Origin of the sequence: Arachidicoccus rhizosphaerae (assembly GCF_900107765.1) — a bacterium.
Taxonomy (GTDB): Bacteria; Bacteroidota; Bacteroidia; order Chitinophagales; family Chitinophagaceae; genus Arachidicoccus; species Arachidicoccus rhizosphaerae.
Genome location: NZ_FNQY01000009.1, coordinates 69,830 through 88,882, shown reverse-complemented (window position 1 = coordinate 88,882; position 19,053 = coordinate 69,830). Strand labels below are relative to the sequence as shown.

General features: G+C 39.8%; 15 protein-coding genes and 1 tRNA gene. 11 read left to right on the top strand and 5 right to left on the bottom strand.

What is annotated here, in order from left to right:
• Positions 1–2 precede the first annotated feature (2 nt).
• Positions 3–1,421 carry a tetratricopeptide repeat protein gene (locus BLU80_RS09350; RefSeq protein WP_091397108.1) on the bottom strand — a complete coding sequence of 473 codons (1,419 nt, stop codon included), beginning with the start codon at positions 1,419–1,421 and terminating at the stop codon, positions 3–5.
• A gap of 475 nt (positions 1,422–1,896) precedes the next feature.
• Here BLU80_RS09350 and BLU80_RS09345 point away from each other — a divergent pair, with 475 nt between their 5' ends.
• From BLU80_RS09345 to BLU80_RS09315, 7 genes are all read left to right on the top strand, one after another.
• Entirely contained in the window at positions 1,897–2,325 is a 429-nt protein-coding gene (locus tag BLU80_RS09345) for a hypothetical protein (RefSeq protein WP_091397103.1), read from the top strand.
• 154 nt (positions 2,326–2,479) lie between these two features.
• On the top strand, positions 2,480–2,635 hold the full coding sequence (rpmH, locus tag BLU80_RS09340) for a 50S ribosomal protein L34 (protein ID WP_091397100.1): 156 nt from the start codon (positions 2,480–2,482) through the stop codon (positions 2,633–2,635).
• A 231-nt stretch (positions 2,636–2,866) separates the two neighbouring features.
• Positions 2,867–3,280, top strand: coding sequence for a ribonuclease P protein component (rnpA, locus tag BLU80_RS09335; protein ID WP_091397097.1), 414 nt, complete (start codon positions 2,867–2,869; stop codon positions 3,278–3,280).
• Positions 3,281–3,492: 212 nt separating this feature from the next.
• Positions 3,493–3,744 (top strand): membrane protein insertion efficiency factor YidD, encoded by a 252-nt coding sequence (gene yidD / locus BLU80_RS09330; protein ID WP_394331866.1) that lies wholly within the window; start codon positions 3,493–3,495, stop codon positions 3,742–3,744.
• Positions 3,745–3,789: 45 nt separating this feature from the next.
• Positions 3,790–4,938, top strand: a complete 1,149-nt coding sequence (bshA, locus tag BLU80_RS09325; RefSeq protein WP_091397094.1) for an N-acetyl-alpha-D-glucosaminyl L-malate synthase BshA — start codon at positions 3,790–3,792, stop codon at positions 4,936–4,938.
• Positions 4,939–5,064: 126 nt separating this feature from the next.
• Positions 5,065–5,137: transfer RNA gene (locus BLU80_RS09320), tRNA-Lys, on the top strand.
• A gap of 219 nt (positions 5,138–5,356) precedes the next feature.
• Positions 5,357–6,652 (top strand): site-specific integrase, encoded by a 1,296-nt coding sequence (locus BLU80_RS09315; RefSeq protein ID WP_091397090.1) that lies wholly within the window; start codon positions 5,357–5,359, stop codon positions 6,650–6,652.
• A 573-nt stretch (positions 6,653–7,225) separates the two neighbouring features.
• On the opposite strand, the gene BLU80_RS09310 is transcribed toward BLU80_RS09315, so the two are convergent.
• Together BLU80_RS09310 and BLU80_RS09305 are read right to left on the bottom strand one after the other, a co-directional pair.
• Positions 7,226–7,963: an SDR family oxidoreductase gene (locus BLU80_RS09310; RefSeq protein WP_091397087.1), complete on the bottom strand. Its 738-nt coding sequence runs from the start codon at positions 7,961–7,963 to the stop codon at positions 7,226–7,228.
• Between the two features lie 84 nt (positions 7,964–8,047).
• A complete protein-coding gene (locus BLU80_RS09305) occupies positions 8,048–8,908 on the bottom strand; it encodes a helix-turn-helix domain-containing protein (protein ID WP_091397083.1) in 861 nt (286 codons plus the stop codon).
• A gap of 640 nt (positions 8,909–9,548) precedes the next feature.
• Between BLU80_RS09305 and BLU80_RS09300 the strand changes: the two genes are divergently transcribed.
• The 4 genes from BLU80_RS09300 to BLU80_RS09285 all read left to right on the top strand — a co-directional run bounded on the left by BLU80_RS09300 (position 9,549) and on the right by BLU80_RS09285 (position 16,210).
• The gene (locus BLU80_RS09300) at positions 9,549–10,094 is read left to right on the top strand and encodes a transposase (RefSeq protein ID WP_091397080.1); all 546 of its coding nucleotides are present in this window, start codon (positions 9,549–9,551) and stop codon (positions 10,092–10,094) included.
• The gene (locus BLU80_RS09295) at positions 10,091–10,981 is read left to right on the top strand and encodes an IS3 family transposase (protein ID WP_091397076.1); all 891 of its coding nucleotides are present in this window, start codon (positions 10,091–10,093) and stop codon (positions 10,979–10,981) included. The genes BLU80_RS09300 and BLU80_RS09295 overlap by 4 nt, the downstream gene beginning before the upstream one ends.
• A 469-nt stretch (positions 10,982–11,450) precedes the next feature.
• Positions 11,451–13,763, top strand: a complete 2,313-nt coding sequence (locus BLU80_RS09290; protein WP_170831193.1) for an ABC transporter permease — start codon at positions 11,451–11,453, stop codon at positions 13,761–13,763.
• Positions 13,764–13,840: 77 nt separating this feature from the next.
• Complete coding sequence (locus tag BLU80_RS09285; RefSeq protein ID WP_091397069.1) at positions 13,841–16,210, top strand: ABC transporter permease; 2,370 nt, start codon at positions 13,841–13,843, stop codon at positions 16,208–16,210.
• Positions 16,211–16,409: 199 nt separating this feature from the next.
• Here BLU80_RS09285 and BLU80_RS09280 read toward each other — a convergent pair whose 3' ends face one another.
• Positions 16,410–17,060, bottom strand: coding sequence for a hypothetical protein (locus BLU80_RS09280; protein WP_091397065.1), 651 nt, complete (start codon positions 17,058–17,060; stop codon positions 16,410–16,412).
• Between the two features lie 690 nt (positions 17,061–17,750).
• A protein-coding gene (locus BLU80_RS09275) for an IS3 family transposase (RefSeq protein ID WP_244518845.1) occupies positions 17,751–18,945 on the bottom strand; the annotation gives its coding sequence in 2 pieces (ribosomal slippage) (positions 17,751–18,666 and positions 18,665–18,945; 1,197 coding nt in all).
• Positions 18,946–19,053: the final 108 nt, after the last annotated feature.

Genomic DNA, 19,053 nt, shown 5'->3' with positions numbered 1-19,053 from the left:
GCTTACTTCTTGGGCTTTTTAAATTGAGCCAATAAATTAACAACCCGGTGATTTTGTAAAATCGCAGGATTGAGTTCAAGTACTTTTTTAAATTGCTTTGGAGAGGACATCAGTGCAGATTCCAGGTTAATCAACGCATCAGCCACTCTGCCTTGTTCATACTGGGAAAAAGCCGTAAAATATAAAAATATTGCCTTGCCTCCGGTCACCTCATAGGCAATGGCCGCCTGTTCCTCCGCATCTTCATAGGCTCCTGCCAGGTACATGCATTTTATCAAATTTGACCAGCCCGTAATGCTCTTTCTGCGGTGTTTAACAACCGTTCCAAAAGAGAATATGGCTTCAGTATACTCTTCCATATTCATCAGACATTCACCTTTTGCCAGCTCATATTCATAAGCATCCTGATTGAAAGCCATGGCTGTGTCTAGCGATTTTAAGGCCTGCGACCATTTCATCTCATCCATATAAGTTAACGCTATTTTATAATAGAGTTTACTCTCTGTAGGACTCATATGAATAGCCTTCCTGAAATAAAACCTAGCATTTTCTCCATTGAGCAGCCGATGATAACAATAACCAATTGCCTCATACACCACACTATCGGGCTTGGATAATTCCAGTGTTTTTTTAAGCACCTCTATTGCTTCTTTATAACGGCGCATATGAATAAGCGCGTCTCCCATATTGCGATAGGCGTAATCAAATTTATCATTGATGGCTATGGCATATTCATAAGCATCCAGGGCTTTTTCATAACGCTTAATACATTGATAGGCTGCACCTAGGTTAAACCAGGCGAGATCATTATAAGGATAGGCATCAATAATTCGTTTATAAAGCTGAATGCCTTCATAATGGCGATTGGTAAAATCTGTCCAGAAACAAATTTTATAAAGAGCCTCTTCATTATTTGGATCTATTTCCAAAATAGAAGCCAGGCAATTAAATACGTCATTATACATCTCATAATCATCAAAAACATCCGCCAGTTCAAAAAGCAAATCGGCCAGTTCTTCACCTTCAAATAATTCCGCAGCAGTTTGAAGCACCTCTTTGGCCTCCATATTCTTTTTCATAGCCAATAAGGCTTCTGTCTTAAGAATATATATATTAACATCCTGGTTATCATACAAAATAGCCTCATCCAGAATGTCCATTGCTTCATCTAACTGCTTATAAACAATCAGATAATCTGCTTTTTTGACCAGTAATGGTGTTGAATGGGGATAATATTGTAAAGCGATATCTACGGCTTCCATGGCTTTTTTAACCTTATCCAATTCATCAAAGTATTCAATAACAGCTAAAAAGGCGTCTTCTTCCATAAATATCTGCTCAGTTCCACTACGAAGTTTTTCATAACTATGTAACCAATCTCCTAAATATTGTTCTTCATCTCTGAAATTATCTTCTCGCATAGACCCCTCCTTTTATAAAGTTCCTAAATTAGGGCGATTAGAATGCTCAAACCTAAAACCGGCAACATTCTTAAGTATGCCCCGTGGTTACTCTGGACAGCCCTAAAACCTGCAATATGTATCATAATCCTTAGGGTTGCGTACTTTTAAAATAATTTTATCAAAACATTCAACAACACTTGTTCATGTTAAATTCAATATTCACTGATAATCAAATAAATACAATCAATCTACCTCAAAGTATGATACTATTTTCAACCGTCTAAGGGCTTTTAAAGCCTATAAAACTCTATACATCTAATGTAGGGCAGGAAATTGAAATAACCAACATTAAAAAACCCAAATGTGAATATCTGGATAAGTTATAACTGATTGATAATTACCATTGAAAAAATCCACATTTGTTCATAATTTCTTAACGTAAAAAAGAAAAATAATTTTTGCAATCTTTAACAAAGGTCGTACCTTTGCGGTAATGTTAGGAAAGATATTAAATATTAAAGTCATTTTTACGCTGGTGTTCAGCACCATGGTAGCTATGTCTTTTGCCTCTTTCAGCAGCACAAACGCCTACAATCGGGATGACAAAGACAAGGATAAAAAGAAAGATAAAACGGAAAAACTGAGTCTCAAAGACTTGCAGAGTCCCGAACCTTTCTTCTCTCTATCCTCCATTTCTTCTGGTAGCGGTGATGTCACCAGTTTATCCAGTCTGGGTAAATTCAGGTTTGTAAGTCCTGGTGGTTCCTTTCCGGAAAACACCCAACAGGCAAATACCGGAAGCAGTGTTGAGGTCAACTCAAATATCAGAGTAAAAAATGGTAATCAGGTAGTTATATATCCATATAGCTATAAACTGAAATCGTCACCATTCTCTATATTCAAAACTCCAATGGATCGTTAAGCATAGGTTGGTAATTTTTGAGAAATTAGTCCGAATATTTTTTCTATTTGGGTAAAATGATTTACTTTTGCCCACCTTTCACAACAAAAGCAGTTAATGGTCGCTGTTTTGTTTTAGAGTAACTATATAGTCAAATTATTAAAAAAAAGAACTGATGAAACGTACATTTCAACCACATAACCGCCGCCGTAAATCTGTACACGGATTCCGTGAGCGCATGTCTACCGCCAATGGCCGCAAAGTATTGGCTTCACGTCGCGCTAAAGGCCGTAAAAAATTAACGGTTTCTGATGAAAGGAAATTAAAATAGTCGATTAAGAGCAATTCTCTTTTAGCAGCTAGAATAAATCACTAGCAACAATATTAATAAAGCGCTGTAAAATAATTTTTTATAGCGCTTTTTCTATATAAGTCCTTAAAAATTGAATCAGAGTAGGCCATTTAATTCAAATTACAAATAGGGATATCTTTGTAGGAGCGTCTAATTGCGCTATTTACTCTACACTATGCCCCCTATCCGAACAAACGATAAATTGGTTTCATGAAAAACACTTTGGGTAAACAGGAGAAATTAAAAAGCCGTAAACAGATTGATGAGCTGTTTAAGGCCAGAAAATTTGTCACCCACTCTCCCATCAGGCTTTTTTATCGGATCCAATTAGCACAACCGACCGGTCAGCATAGCCGCCCCCTGCAGGCAGGCTTTAGCTGCAGTAAGAAGTTTTTTAAACATGCCACAAAAAGAAATAGAGTCAAAAGGTTACTCAGAGAATCTTACCGCTTACAAAAGGCACCCTTACTGGATTTATGTAATCAATACCATATTCAATTATCATTATTTTGGTTGTATGGAGATAAGTCGCTACCTACGCAGGCAGATATTCATCAAAAGGTAGAGGCCATCCTGCATGATTTAATGGTCATTGTACAAAAAAAAGTGCACCATCCTTCCTAAGGTTTACAAATCTCTAAAAAAGCCGGTTTCTACTTTTCCACTAACTTAACCGTCGAGGACCAATACTGACATATCTTTTACACTTTCTTTCAGGAAGGTATATTACCTTTGATTATCATTTGAAGCGCAAGGGATTGGAACATAAGGAGTACATATCCTTGATGATTAGTTAGTGGAATCTAATCAGCAGCCATGTCGGCTATCTCTTTCTCTTGGCTACTAAATCAATTATTATTAAAGCAATACTTAAAATATTAGGCTATCCGTTTATTTTATTGATAAGGATTTATCAACTTGTCATATCTCCAACTTTGCCCGCTACCTGTCGGTTTACCCCTACCTGTTCTCAATACGGCATAGAGGCATTTAAAAAATATGGTCTATTTAAGGGAGGTTGGCTCACGATTAAACGAATTGCCAGATGTCATCCACACGGGGGCAGTGGATACGATCCGGTTCCCTAATGAATTAATAAGCATTGGTTTAATATCACTCTTTAAACAAAAAAAATGCGTATTGGAATTGTTTGTTACCCAACATTTGGCGGCAGCGGCGTACTGGCAACAGAGCTAGGCAAAGCGCTGGCTCAGGAAGGGCACGCTGTTCATTTTATTACTTATAGGCAGCCCGTCAGACTTAATGAATTTAATGCGAATATATTCTATCACGAGGTCAGAGTTCCTGAATATCCTTTATTTGAATATCCTCCCTATGAACTGGCTCTTTCCAGTACGTTGGTAGATGTTATCATCAAATATGACCTGGACCTGTTACATGTCCATTATGCTATCCCCCATGCGTCGGCAGCATATATGGCAAAACAGATTGTAAAAGAAAAAACGGGCCGTGATGTTCCTTTTATCACCACCTTGCACGGCACAGACATCACACTGGTGGGCAAGGATAAAACCTACGAACCCGTCGTCACCTTTTCCATTAATGAAAGCGATGCCATTACAGCTGTTTCTAATAATCTCAGAGAAGAGACTTACAAATACTTTAATATCAAAAAAGATATTCAGGTTATTTACAACTTCGTAGACATTAACCGTTTTGATAAAAAACCCATTGACGCTTTTAAAAAAGCCGTAGCACCTAAAGGGGAAAAGATTATGGTGCACGCCTCTAACTTCAGAAAGGTCAAAAGAGTTTGTGACGTTGTCAGAATTTTTGCAGCAACACAAAAAGAAGTTCCCTGTAAACTTTTAATGGTCGGCGACGGTCCGGAAAGGCCTGTATGTGAAGAGGCTATCAATAAATTAGGACTCGAAAATGAAGTCCGTTTTATGGGTAAACAGGAACAGATGGAAGAGATTCTGGCAATATCTGATTTATTTATCCTTCCTTCCGAATATGAGAGTTTTGGCCTGGCCGCTTTGGAAGCCATGGCCGCACATGTTCCGGTCCTCAGTTCCAATGCAGGTGGCTTACCTGAAGTAAATATAGATGCAAAAACCGGATTTTTATTTAATGTAGGTGATATTGATACAGCTGCTGAGAAAGCCATACTCTTATTTAAAGATGATCAATTACTTGAACAATTTAAGGAAGATGCTTATCAACATGCATTGACTTTCAATATCAATAATATCATTCCAATTTATGAAAAACTCTATAATAGATTTTGCAGATGTGGATGTCCGGAAGAAGAAGAATAACTAAAGAATTTTTTTTTATTTTTTTCCATAAAAAGTTTGCTAGTATAAAATTTTCTTTTATTTTTGCACTCCAATTAACCCAACAAGGTTACTGAAACACAGAAACTTAGAAGGGGAAAAAGGTAAGATTCCGTAGCTCAGTTGGTAGAGCAATACACTTTTAATGTATGGGCCCTGGGTTCGAGTCCCAGCGGGATCACAGAAGGCGCTAATAATAGCGCCTTTTTGCATTATTATAGCGCAAATACAGCGTATTTTATAAATAAATAGGTCATTTTTCATCAATTCTAATCAATCTGACTGGTGCCCAAACTGGTGCCCTATCAGAAGCCCTAAATTTAGGGCACCAGTATCTTTTAGAAAGTGGTTTGCGATACGATTTAAAGAGCAGTTAAATGTTCATTTAAAAATTGAAACGATGAAAAGTAATCAAAAATTGACGCTCTTATTATGGCAGCGCAAATCAAAAGCGACCGCAAACGGCTATGCTCCTATTTACTGCAGAATGAGTATCGACGGCAAAGAGGAAGAGCTAGCTACCGGAAGTAAAGCCCATTTAGACGAATGGGACAGCGCAACAAAAAAAGCAAAAGGATTCCCCGACAGCAAAAGAACGAACCTAAGGCTAAACCAAATAACAACGGATTTAGAGCGGCATTTTACTCTACTGCAATTAGAATACGATGAGGTAACACCCCTCATGCTTAAAAACGTATATAACGGCCTCCCTGCCATGCAAAAAAAAGGAGCCCCAAAGCCGGAAATAAAGGAAACACCAACTCTTTTGCAAGTAGCCGATATGAACATCAATTCATTGGAAAAAATGGTTAATAAAAACCTTAGGTCCAACGAAACATTGAAACAATGGAAGGCGACCAGAAAAAAAATTGCAGCTTTTATCAAAGAGGTCTACCGGGACATCCATCTAAGAATAGATGAGATTGACTATTCCTTTGCCACAAAATTCTATAACTACCTGACGATTGACAGGAACCCCATCCTAAGTGAAGCATCCGCAAAAAAGCAAATCAAAAACACCAAGCAGATACTTTCTTTTGCTGAGACTCACAACTATATTGACAAAAACCCCATTCAAAAATTTCGTTGCGGAGGCGATGATACTGATGTACCCCCATTAGAATTCCATGAAGTAAAAACCTTGTGGGAAAAGAATATATCTATTCAACGTCTGGCAGAAGTCAGGGATGCATTTATATTCCAGTGCTTCACCGGATTTGCCTTCCAGGATGTCTACGGACTTACCGGAGACAATATAATTAAAGTCGGGCTAAAAGGCGAACTCTGGCTAAGCAAAGAAAGAGGGAAAACCGGAGTTTCGGAAATAGTACCAATCATGCCCATTGCAGCTGAAATCATTGACAAATACGCCAACCACCCTTGCAGAGTCAACGACGGGCTTTTACTGCCAATAAACAGCAATGCCAGATACAATGGCTACCTGAAAGAGCTGGCTGCAATCGCCGGAATTAACAGAGACCTAAATACGCATCTTGCCCGACATACCTTTGCAGACATGATGCTCAACATCTTTGAGTTCTCATTAGAGGAAGTGAGCAAAATGCTCGGACATAAATCAATTAGGACCACCCAGCGGTATGCAAAGGTCAGAAAACATAAAATAAGCAAAACATGGTCAAGAGTTCGTAACAATGTTTTTACTAAATCAGGCAAATTACGTCAAGAGATAATATAAAAATAAAATCTGCTAATAAGGTTACACCCCGTTGTGAAGCTTTAATCAAAAGGATATTTGAAGTAGAAGAGATTCCGGAACTGGCCTATAGAACCTGTGATGGCCTTTTAAGCTTGCAAAAGAAAACAGATCCTAAAGTCTTTGAAATGGCCTGAACTGGTCGCAAATTGCGACCAGTTCATTTGGGATTGAACACAGCTCAATGATACTGATCGCCGTTACGATTATCGCGATTGGATTGACCAAGGCCAAACGACAGGAAGCGGATAGCGTACAATTCAAAACAATAGCCATTGGTACCTAATCCCCCTTTTAATTATACTATTTTCAATTCCCTAGCCGTTTTCGCCGCTCATAAGCCGTCCTTATTTACGGTAATTCCGTGAAGAGGCAGCATCTATGAACAAGCAGTTTCGCGATTGTTTATTGGTTAACTATCTGGATGAAGAACAAAAAGAAGTAAAGGCTATTCAGAGGAGTTGCAGGTGGCTTGAGGTCACAAATTGTGACTCCAAGTTGTCATATTTCTGATTGGTTAACCGAAAATGAAATTCTTCTCATTGATCCGTGATTCTACCACGGAATTTCACCTCCATCGGGGTTGGTTTCTTCACAAAAGAATTTTCCGGAAGGACCGTTGTGGTCAATCAAAACATATTTGGTGATCCGACGGCCAGCCGCTTCTAGTGTTCCTGTACCTCTGTTATGGTTAAAATCGGTTTTAGTGAAGCCGGGACTCACCGCATTTACTTTAAAGGGCGTTTCTCTTAGTTCATAAGCCAGGTTGATCGTGTACATGTTCAGGGCCGCTTTGGAGGAAAGATATATCGAGCCTTTGAAATCATAGTATTTATAGTTGGGATCAGAATGCAGCGTCAAAGAGCCCTGGCTCGAACTGACATTGACGATGCGCGGCTGTTGCGATTTTTGCAATAAATCAAAAAAGGCCTGTGTCACACGCACTACTCCATATACGTTCACTTCATAAGCAGCCTTAAATTGCTCGATACCCGCTTGCAAAGCAGACTGCGGCATGCCGCCGCTGATGCCCGAATTATTAATCAAAGCGTCCAGACTGGCCGTCTTCTCCCCCAGTTTTTGGCGTGCCGCCTTTACAGATGCTTCGCTGGTTACATCAATTAGAATCATCTCCACTTGATCTAGTCCCAGACGCTTTAACTTTTCGACGGCCTGGCTGCCAAGATGCTCATTTCGACTGCCCAAAAAAACATAATAGCCTGCCTGTAACAATTGTTTTGCCGTTTCAAAGCCGATACCTTTATTGGCTCCGGTAATTAGTGCTGTTTTCATCATCTTTGTTTTTTCTGATACAGCAAAAATAAACGACTTACCAGGCTTCCTCCCGGACAAATCTTTTGAAAAGCAGGACAAATTCTATTTTTCCGATAAAAATTCGCTGATGCTCCTGCCTGTATTTTTCTTAAAAAGCCTGGAAAAGTAATCGGGGTCATTAAAACCCAATTCATAAGCAACTTCTTTGACAGAAGTCCCTGAATATCGCAGTCGTCTTCCGGCTTCCGTCATCAGCCGGTGAATCATAAATTCTTTGGGTGACAGGCCGGAAAACCCTTTTACAATGCCATACAGACGATTAGTACTCACGGCTAACTGTTGCGCAACCTCTTGAACGGAGTTTTCAGCCGACAAATTGTTTTCTACCGCCAGCTTAAACGCGATGTACTTTGACCATTTGGCATTCCCGGCTCGCAAATTGGGACGGCTGGTCGCATAGGTACAGTTTATTTCGGTCAGTAAGACGTTTAAATGTGCCAGAATAATTTCAGGGGCTACCTGAGCAGTACTATAAAGTAGTTTATTCAGTGTCTGGAATATCGTGACCAGCCGAGTGCCTTGCTCCGGGTCAAACTGCACTTTCTGGCCTGCATCCGGCGTCATCAGAAAGGCAAAGGTCTCTGGTAAAAGCGCCAGCGTCTTTTCATCGAAACCCATTTTAAAATAGCGGCTATCACTTGGGGCACTGGCCGGAGGCGTAAAGATCTGGTTAGGCAACACGAAAAGCAACTGATTATCTGAAACGTCCATTTTATTCATATCCACTGTGTAGGTCAAAGATCCGGTCTGTACAAAAACTAAAAAAAAGAACCGCATCCGGTGCGGACGTAAAAGTAGCTGATACTCTTTTTCCGTAAGATGATGATTATCATCAGAACTAATCCTCACGCCCAGCCCGGATTCCCCGCCCTTATGTTGAAGAATCTCTTTGGAATCTTGCATAAATTACAACTACTGTCAATAAAAGTATAACGATATTAATGCCAATTTCGCCGATCTCATCTCTTAGGATATGGAACACCGTGGCTGAAATCATCAGTAAAGCTACCGATAAAGCGACATAAAGTGATAATTTGGCGCCGTTTTTAAATAAAGAAGGCACGATAATTCTGATTTCTCACATGAGGTCCGGAACGCCGGTGATGACCACCAGGCTGGGGTGTTCCGCGTTCCATGGTAACATTTTAGCCAAGTGGATTTTCGGCGTGCCTAATTTAGTATAGCCGGCCCATAGTATGGTTATGGACAAGAGCACTTGTATCAGCCATACTGCGCGGTATAAAATTTTTGATTTTATTTTTTGCTATTGTTATTATTGTTTTGAGTGAGCCGTACAAAAACAGCTATCTTTAGACCTTAAGTGACGCTACTAACATTGAGGATAGTTTATTATGCCTATTGCGGCGGACATTATTGATCGATACGCTGATTATCCTTGCCGCATCAAGTAAGGGCGTTTACTACCAATAAACAGCAATGCAAGCCACAACGGCTATCTCAAAGAATTAGTAGCAATCCCTGGAATTAGGACAAGACATAATGACCCGTCCTAATATAACTATACACTAAAAAATTAGTGTATATGGCAGAAAATTTGGGAATTGAGCAAAAAGATGGAAAACGTCCAAGGTTTAGTCAGCAAAAAATCATGGATATTGTTAAATCTATTGAACGAGGAGCAACCCGAAAAGAGATTATTGATCGATATGAGTTGTCGGCAAGTACGTTAAGTGGCTGGGTCAGAGATTATGCCAGTCCTGGTTATTTGGAAGGCATAGAGCCTTTGAGTGCTTCTCAGCGGCGATCACTTGTAAGAGCAGTATTGGAGAGAGGTATGAGCATTAAAGAGGCTCAATCAGCCTATGGATTGCCCAATGTTCAAGCTGTAAGAAGATATTTAGAGGCTGCTAAACGAGAAAAGGCCGAACTTAGTGAAATAACAATGAGTATGGCAAAGAATGAAACAAGAGCAGAGCCCATATCTCTGGAAGATGCAGCAGCGTTAAAGAAAGCCCTGGAAGAGGCTGAGCTCAAGATTAAGGCACTCAATACTCTTATAGATGTAGCTGAAGAACAATTTAAAATTCCAATCAGAAAAAAAGCTGGTGCCAAGCGGTCGAAAAAATGAAGCAGGACTATCCAGATATCAGTAAGGAAGCTCTGTGCCGACTGTTTGGCAAAACCCGGCATGCCTATTATGATCATCTATGGCGGGAGCAGGACAACAATTTAAAAGAGGATCTTATACTGCAATGCATACAAGAAATACGAAAAAGACTGCCACGTGTGGGTGTTCGTAAATTACATTACTTGTTACAGAACAAGCTAGGACATCATGAGTTTCATATTGGCAGAGATTACTTATTTGCGCTATTGCGCAGCCATAAAATGCTGATCAGACAGTATAAAAGAAAAGCAGTTACTACTGATTCCCGACATTGGATGCATAAATATGCGAACCTGATAGAAGGTTTAACTGTTACACGCCCTGAACAGGTTTGGGTAAGTGACATAACCTATATTAGAATTGGTAGTAGCTGGAGTTATTTGAGTTTGGTGACAGATGCTTACTCCCGTAAAATTATGGGTTTTTGTTTTCGGGGTGACCTGTCAGCCCAAGGCTGTGTAAATGCGCTTAAAATGGCGTTAGCCAATCGCTGTTACGAAGATCGTCTTATTCATCATTCAGATAGAGGGTCTCAATATTGCTGTAAAGAATATGTAGAATTACTGCAAAATTCAAACATAGCTATAAGTATGACGCAGTCGGGAGATCCTCTTGAAAATGCGCTGGCAGAAAGGGTTAACGGTATTATTAAAGAAGAATTTAATCTGCATTCATCCAGCTTTGGTTTTGAACAAACATATAAGCACATCAAGGAAAGCATATCCGCGTATAACTATTTTAGACCGCATAGCAGCTGTGATTATATGACTCCAGACCAGGCTCACGAGCAAGGAGTTCTTTTAAAAAGAAAATGGAAGAACTACCCAAGATATAAAGCCAGTATTTAAAGCAGTCAGCTCCCAAAAGAAGACATATAATTTACGGAATCACATACTTAAAAAGTGCCCGGCACCTAAAATGGTTTTAATGAGATGAAGCGAAGCGTAATCAAATTAAAACTATTTTAGGGGGGCACTAAATAAAAAATGTATCTTTATAATACTTCTTTAACATAAAATTTTTCCTGTAAAGTGTTTTTAGGATGAAAAAAGTCGGTTGTATAACATTTTCAGGATTTATCTATTCACCTGTATAGCTATATTAGGACGAGACATAATGTGCGATAATAACACAACCCTGTTCGGAAACGAACAAATCTAGAAATTCGAAAAAAATATTTATGACTGGTTATCAATGCAATATGAGACTGGCATAATGGTTGAAATCCATGTTCAATTATCATTCTCTATAATTATGTGGAAGTATTTTATTAAAAGCGTATTCACAAACATTAAGCGAAATAAAGTCTTCAGTTTCTTGAATATATCCGGTCTAGCTATTGGAATTGCTGCTGCTATGTTGATTCTACTCTGGGTTGAATCTCAATTTTCCTGGAATAAGCAATTTAATAATCTTTCGCAGATTTATCAGGTTGAACGCCATATCCCACAAAATGGCGAAATTAAAACTACATCCGTTGGTCCAGGTCCCCTAGCCGAGGAAATAAAAAATAAGATCCCTGAGATCACATTTGCAGCGCCAGTTGCTACGAGAGGGGGACTGTTGGTTAGCGATGGAAACAAGCATCTATATTTCGACGGAAAGGCGACGAATCAGGATTTCTTTTCCATCTTTAACTTCCATCTTCTCAAAGGAACACTAAAAAATATTTTTAGCCACCCTGATAAAATTGTAGTTACAGAAAAGGTAGCTAAAGCTTTTTTTGGGGAAGGGAACCCAATAGGCCAATCATTGAAATTGGATAATGAAACATCTTATACAGTACAGGCAGTTATTGAATCGCTTCCGGATAACATGGATTTTGACTTTGATATATTGTTGCCTTTTGATCTTAATGAACCGCGTTTTAGTTGGCTTAAAGATTGGGGGAACAGTAGCCCTAGAACCTTTGTCAGTATTGCACCTAATGCCAACGTCCTTAAAATTAATAAAGAACTCAGAAAAGCATTGAAAGGCAAGCAGGATCAGAATTTCTTCTCATTGTATCCGTTTAAGGATATGCACTTGTATGGAGAGTTTAATAGCATGGGACAACCTTCTGGCGCTGGAAAAATTACGATGGTCAGGTTGTTCTCATGTATCGCACTGGCCATTCTTTTGATCGCCTGTATCAATTTCATGAATTTGTCAACTGCGAGAGCTACCCAAAGAGCGAAAGAAGTTGGAATAAGAAAGGTGCTTGGTGCTAAACGTAGGATCCTTATCTTTCAATTCATGGGAGAAGCAATTGTGTATGCCACTATTTCGGTCCTGTTTGCGCTGGTAATTGTCCGGTTAGCACTGCCTTCATTCAGTCAGCTCATAGGCGTTCCTCTGCTCATGCAATTATTTGAGCCGGCACATCTATTTTTTATTGTTGGTATATGCCTTTTTTGCGGTCTGATTGCCGGAAGCTATCCGGCGCTTTTCCTATCTGGTTTTTTGCCCATCAATAATTTAAGGAAACAAAAGATAAATGGCGCTGGGTCAGCAGGTCTTTTGCGCAAAACTTTGGTAGTATTTCAATTTTCGTTGTCTATTATTCTTATAATAGCCACTTTCGTCATATACCGGCAGATCCAATTCACAAAGAATCGTTCTTTAGGGTTTAATCAAGACCAAGTATTATCTATTCCTCATGCAGAGGACATCGAAAAAAAATACCCCCATGTAAGACAAAGCTTATTAGCCATAAATGACGTGGAAAATGTAAGCATGTGTACATCAACACCATATTCAACTACCAGGACTACAACAAATCTGTACTGGAAAGGGCGCCCGGAATCAGTTAAAACAACCATTGCTGTTAACTTTGCAAGTGCGGATTTTCTGCGCACATTAAACATCCCTGTTGTATCGGGAACCCAATTTCAGCCAAGCAAAACAGACTCCACAGCAGTAATTATAAACGAAGCCATGGCTAGACAGATGGGAAAAGAGGGAAAGATTGGGTCACTTATTCAATGGGGAACTGAACCGACAAATGACAAATACAGGATTGTAGGCATTTGCAAGGATTTTGTCCACGATGATATTCACGCTCTTCAACCTGGGCCGATGGTTCTGATTGACGACGAGAATGGTGAAACGGGAAAATCATTGTACATCCGACTACGAAAAGAGACTAATATACCAGCTGCTCTGGGTCAGATAAAAACGATATTTAGCTCAGCCTCTCCTGACTATCCCTTTGAATACCATTTCTTAGATGAGGAGTTTGATGAACTATTCCAGGCACAAACGATCAAGGGAAACTTGTCTATGCTCTTTGGGGGCTTATCTATTTTTATTTCATGCCTGGGCCTTTTCGGCTTGACTGCTTTTATGGCAGAACAGCGAACCAAGGAAATTGGCATTCGAAAAATACTTGGAGCGTCCGTGTTTTCGATCCTAAGGATGCTATCGGGCAGTTTCCTGAAATTGGTCTTCCTGGCCGGTTTGATCAGTATTCCGGTGGCGTTATTGTTTACCCACAATTGGCTCCAGCAATACCCATACAGAATAACCGTTCGCTGGTGGCTTTATGGAAGTGCGATTTTATTAACTGTCATTATTGCCGCTACAACCATCTTCTTCCATGCTCTAAAGGCGGCAAAGGTAAATCCTGTAGAAAGCCTACACTCTGAATAGCCAACACAGATTTTTTCACTAATAAATTAATTTAGTAAACGATTTCAAGACCCGCCTCCAAGCGATAACTCAAAATCATGTTTCATTCCTTAAAAATTGCTACACGAAGCGCTTTCGGCCGCAAAGCTGATACCATTATCAATATGCTCGGATTAGTCCTAGGCATTACATTTAGCTTGTTCATTTTCTTATGGATCAGAAATGAACGACAAACTGATCATAATACGGTGGATAACAACCGCGTTTACATCATCTACGAAAGTTCATATGTTGGCGGACAAAGAAATGGAGAGTATTCAACACCAGGCATACTTGGCGCAGCACTCAAAAAAGAGATTCCAGAGATTCAATATGCCGCCAATGTCTCTTGGTTAAAAGATACACCTGACAAAGTACTATATAAAGCAGGTGACAAAAGTCTGATTTATGACACCTACTATGCAGATTCAGACTACTTTAAAATGATGAATTATCCCTTTATCATGGGCAATAAGGCCAACGCATTAGCATCTCCACAAAGCCTATGTATTTCTGAGACAATGGCTAAAGGTATGTTTGGTAGTGCAGAGACAGCTTTTGGAAAGTCAATTCAAACTGAGGACGGCAAGGAGTTGCAGGTAACGGGAATTTTCAAAGATCTACCGAGCAGTGCATCCGCAAAATATGATTGTATGGTTAACTGGTCAGTTTTCCTGGAAGAATCCCCTTATACTCAAGTGTGGAGCAATACTGGTCCCAATACGCTGATCATGTTGAAAGAAAATGCGGATCCACAACAAGTGGCAAAAAAGCTAGATCATTTTCTTTATAAATACACCGAGCATTCAGAGCAACATCATACAGAACTCGGCATGCAGCTTTTCAAAAACAGCTATCTTCAGGACCAATTTGATAACGGGCAATTGGCCGGTGGACGGATTGAATTGGTTCGCCTATTTAGTATAATTGCTATTTTTATTATCGCAATTGCCTGTGTAAACTTTATTAACCTGTCAACGGCACAAGCGACGAAAAGAGCGAAAGAAGTCGGAGTGCGTAAAGTGGCAGGGGCTTCACGGCTCCATTTGATCATGCAGTTTATGGCGGAATCCATGCTTTTGGTTTTTATCTCCCTTATAATGGCGCTGTTGGTTGTAAATTGCTTATTACCTTCCTTTAATACTTTTGTAGGCAAACAAATACTATTTCCCTTCGGAGATATACAATTTTGGTTGAAAGTCCTGACGTTGGCACTTGTTATAGGGATCGCAGCCGGATTATACCCAGCCATACTCATATCCTCTTTTAAACCGGCGCTGGTTCTAAAGGGTAATATGGGCGTACCTAAGGCGAATATTTTCAGAAAGGGCTTAGTGGTATTTCAATTTACTATCGCCATTGCACTCATTGTTGCTACCGTTATTGTCGACCAGCAACTGGATTATATGCAAGAGACCGCCTTAGGCTATAACAAAAAAGATTTACTGGATATTCATCTTCAGGGAAATATGGCCAAAAAATACACCTATTTTAAGCAAAAAGCGAGAGCCATTCCGGGAGTTAGGTCATTATCAACCATACAAGAAAGCCCGACAAACATTGGCAGTTGGACCACCGCGGTCCTATGGCCGGGAAAAGATGTAAACCAGATCACGTCTTTTACACAGTCTTATGTTGGATATGATTTCATCCAGACAATGGGCCTTCATCTTATTGCAGGACGCGACTACATCCCCGGGAGAGCAGCTGATACCACCGGATTCATAATTAATGAATCAGCGCAGCACGCCATGGGGCTGAAGGATCCAATTGGGCAGCTCATTACCTCAGGGCGCCAAAAAGGAGAAATCATTGGCGTCATTAAAGACTTCCATTTTGCTTCCTTACATGATGCCATTAAGCCATTGATTTTACATTGGTCCAATTTGGATTACGGGCATACATTAATTCGTATAGAGGCAGGAATGACAACCAAGGTTATGGCAGATTTAAAACAACTTCACAAGGAAGTAAACCCGGGGCTACCATTTAATTACGCCTTCATCCAAGATGACTATAATAAATTATATCAGAACGAAAACACATTGAGTAAAATTTCCGGATGTTTTTCTTTTTTAGCTATTTTTATATCCGGCCTGGGCTTACTGGGCTTAATATTGCATTCCGTTTCAAGACGTAAAAAGGAAATTGGCATTCGAAAAGTCCTCGGCGCCAGAGTGTCAGCAATATTGATACTTCTATCAAAAGAATTTATATATCAGGTACTGATTGCCTTTATAATCGCGACCCCTGTTTCCTGGTATCTGATGAACCGATGGTTATCCCAATATGCATATAAGATAGATATTAGCTGGCGGGCATTTTTAGCGGCAGGTGTAGGTGCCATGCTCATCGCATTACTGACGGTAGGATTACAGGCTCTTAAAACAGCCAGAGCGAATCCGGTAGAATCTATTAAATCAGAATAAAAGGTAAGGCCATTCTAAAAAACTATTTTCACATCTGTCAGCCAACTTCTAAAACCAGTCTCGGCCCGAAAAATATGAGCAATTTCTAACAACCACATAAAGGAATAATTGATACATAAATTTTAACACAGGCTAACTGCGTTTCCCACAATAAAATCACCCCTACTTAACTCATATAGTTATAAAGGAATTTTGATTATCATAATTGTTTATATGCAAATGTTTTGTTTTGAATCAGGACTGTGTCACCCGGCTTCAATAGGTTTATAGTTGGAGGAAAATGCCTTTTCAGTGAATTGCTGATTAATCCCCAACATCCCTCCGAACTATAAATTAATACAGTGAAAGCATGAATGACTATTTGTCCATTTTTTTGTTCAATAAGAAATTTATTACGTCCTCGATATATGAGAGAAGTTACATCAACGCCACCATGTATTCTGTACTTACGGAAATCCAAGGTATCAAGCATGCTTAATTCGATGGCGCTGCAGCCAGCTGCGTAGTAATCTGATGAATCTCTATTAGTGAGGGTATATGTACCATCAGAATTTGGTGTGATATCACAGATTGTTGAGTCTTTCACGACAGGGAAATTTAGTAATATAGCAATTTGTCCAGAAAGAATTTTGACAGAGCTATTTGCAAACGGGTTGTCCAGTGTTTGGTAATCAGGAATCAGTTTAAATTCATTTTTTGTGAATCCGATAATATCATTACCAAAGAATTCTTCATTTGCAAAACGGTTTAGTATCGGGCTAATAACGCTGGTATCCGATGTAACTGTATGTCTTGTATACAGCCTCAGCGAATCAAAATAAACCGTATCAGAAAGATAATAAGAGCCCATCCGTAATTTTATTTTCTGATTGTCGCTGTTTTTCGAGCAGCCAAAGCAGGCTACTAGGACTACGTACAATAGAAATAAGCAGTTCCTTTTCATTAGTTTATTTAAGACACAAATATACATGCAAATATTTTAAATCTCCAGCAAGTATAAAAATCAACCCGAGAGGCTAAAACTGGCAAAACATTGTCAAAACACAATCTACCCTTTGACTGATTCGAGATTTGCAAAAGAAGATTACTTCAGGGGCTCGGTGTACACAAATCATGCTTTGTTAGTTTAAGTCCATAAGGATCAGCGCCTTACTTAAACTCGGTACGTTCTCATGTTTACCATTGACAATCGGTGTTATATAAGATATTCGCTAGAAACGAGGAGAGCCGGCTGATTAAACGACCTGCTGTTGTTCGTCTAGTCCGTTCTGTAAAAAACACAGTCGACTTATTCCTTATCCGATATTCATACAGGAGCAAATACATTGTTAAATTCTCGTAAGAATTTGACGTACCTTCAGGACTAATTAGTGCCCGTTAGTTATTTGGAAAAGATAGGATTTTTCCTCGTCCTGAATGCTGGATGTTCTGCGAGGCTTATTGTACTCCCCAATGTTTAGACAGAAATTTTGGGTTTTATAATTGGTGTTGTAAAGATAACTGCTATTCATTTTGATGTAGCTTTTTCCATGGAAAATTTTTAGGCCGTCAAGCCCCCAAAGCTTGACGAGCCGTATAGAAAATTTTCTGTGGTAAAAGCGGTAGGATCATTAAGACCCATATATACAGCCTTTGGCGTTTTTTCTTCTAAACTTTGGTGCTTGCGCTCTTCGTTGTAAAATGCCATATATTCCTTAATGCCGGTGTATAACTCTAAGCTACTTTTATAGCTGTACAAATAAATATTCTCATATTTTAAGCTTCGCCAAAACCGCTCGATTGCGATATTGTCCGTTGCACGACCCTTGCCGTCCATACTGTGACGGATACCATACCCCTTGACCATCGTTACATACTCTTCCGAGGTAAACTGACTGCCTTGATCCGTATTGATGATCTCCGGAACCCCATATCGGTCGATGGCTTGCTGAACGGCTTCAATACAGAAATCTGTAGTCAGTGTATTGCTTAAAGTCCAGGAAAGAATGTAGCGACTTTGCCAATCAATAACCGCACACAAGTACATAAATCCCCTGGCCATAGGTATATAGGTGATATCCGTGCTCCAGACCTGATTGGCGCGTTCAATATCCACCCCTCGTAGCAAATAAGGGAACTTTTCGTTCCATTTACATGGCTTGCTCGTGTTGGATTTGGGATAAATGGCCTCTAGCCCCATTTTGCGCATTAGCCGGCGTATTCGTTTCTCATTTAATGGACGCTGGGGAGTGCTCAATTCAGCACGCATACGCTTTACGCCGTAGTAAGGATGCTTCAAATGGGTTTTGTCTATCATATCCATAAGGTCTAGGTTTTCAGCCGTTTCTTCAGATGGGGTATAATAATAGCTGCTCCTGGGCAAGTCTAACAGTTCACACTGTCTTTGGATGCTCAAGCGCTTCTCAGCCTTATTTACCAAAGCCAGTCTTCCAGTTTTTGCCAAAGACCTGTTCAGATTTTTTTTTCAGCCAGTCATTCTCAATTTTGAGCTGACCGACAACTTTGTATAATTCATCCTTTTCTTGTTCCAAATCTGCCTCCTTATGGGCTTTCTTACCAGTCTCAAAGAGCTCCTCGGACCCGGAGAGTAACTGTTTCTTCCACTCGGTTATTTGCGTCGGGTGAACTTCATACTTACTGGCCAGTTCCGCCAGAGTGGACTGTTCCTTCAAGGCCTCCACGGCCACTTTTGCTTTAAATGCTGCGCTAAAATTGCGTCTTCCCTTTTTGCTCATTGTCATGTAAATTTAGTCGATTTTGCCTAAATTCACTGTCCAAGATTTGGGGAGTATTATAGCTCTAAGTCAAGTTTTACTGCCTTTTTGATATTTACGTGATAAGTG

Bases quoted from the DNA above. Each gene is read 5' to 3' on its own strand.
- BLU80_RS09350 (WP_091397108.1), bottom strand. From the start codon at position 1,421: ATGCGAGAAGATAATTTCAGAGATGAAGAACAATATTTAGGAGATTGG.
- BLU80_RS09345 (WP_091397103.1), top strand. From the start codon at position 1,897: ATGTTAGGAAAGATATTAAATATTAAAGTCATTTTTACGCTGGTGTTC.
- rpmH (WP_091397100.1), top strand. From the start codon at position 2,480: ATGAAACGTACATTTCAACCACATAACCGCCGCCGTAAATCTGTACAC.
- rnpA (WP_091397097.1), top strand. From the start codon at position 2,867: ATGAAAAACACTTTGGGTAAACAGGAGAAATTAAAAAGCCGTAAACAG.
- bshA (WP_091397094.1), top strand. From the start codon at position 3,790: ATGCGTATTGGAATTGTTTGTTACCCAACATTTGGCGGCAGCGGCGTA.
- BLU80_RS09315 (WP_091397090.1), top strand. From the start codon at position 5,357: ATGAAAAGTAATCAAAAATTGACGCTCTTATTATGGCAGCGCAAATCA.
- BLU80_RS09310 (WP_091397087.1), bottom strand. From the start codon at position 7,963: ATGAAAACAGCACTAATTACCGGAGCCAATAAAGGTATCGGCTTTGAA.
- BLU80_RS09305 (WP_091397083.1), bottom strand. From the start codon at position 8,908: ATGCAAGATTCCAAAGAGATTCTTCAACATAAGGGCGGGGAATCCGGG.
- BLU80_RS09300 (WP_091397080.1), top strand. From the start codon at position 9,549: ATGGCAGAAAATTTGGGAATTGAGCAAAAAGATGGAAAACGTCCAAGG.
- BLU80_RS09295 (WP_091397076.1), top strand. From the start codon at position 10,091: ATGAAGCAGGACTATCCAGATATCAGTAAGGAAGCTCTGTGCCGACTG.
- BLU80_RS09285 (WP_091397069.1), top strand. From the start codon at position 13,841: ATGTTTCATTCCTTAAAAATTGCTACACGAAGCGCTTTCGGCCGCAAA.
- BLU80_RS09280 (WP_091397065.1), bottom strand. From the start codon at position 17,060: ATGGGCTCTTATTATCTTTCTGATACGGTTTATTTTGATTCGCTGAGG.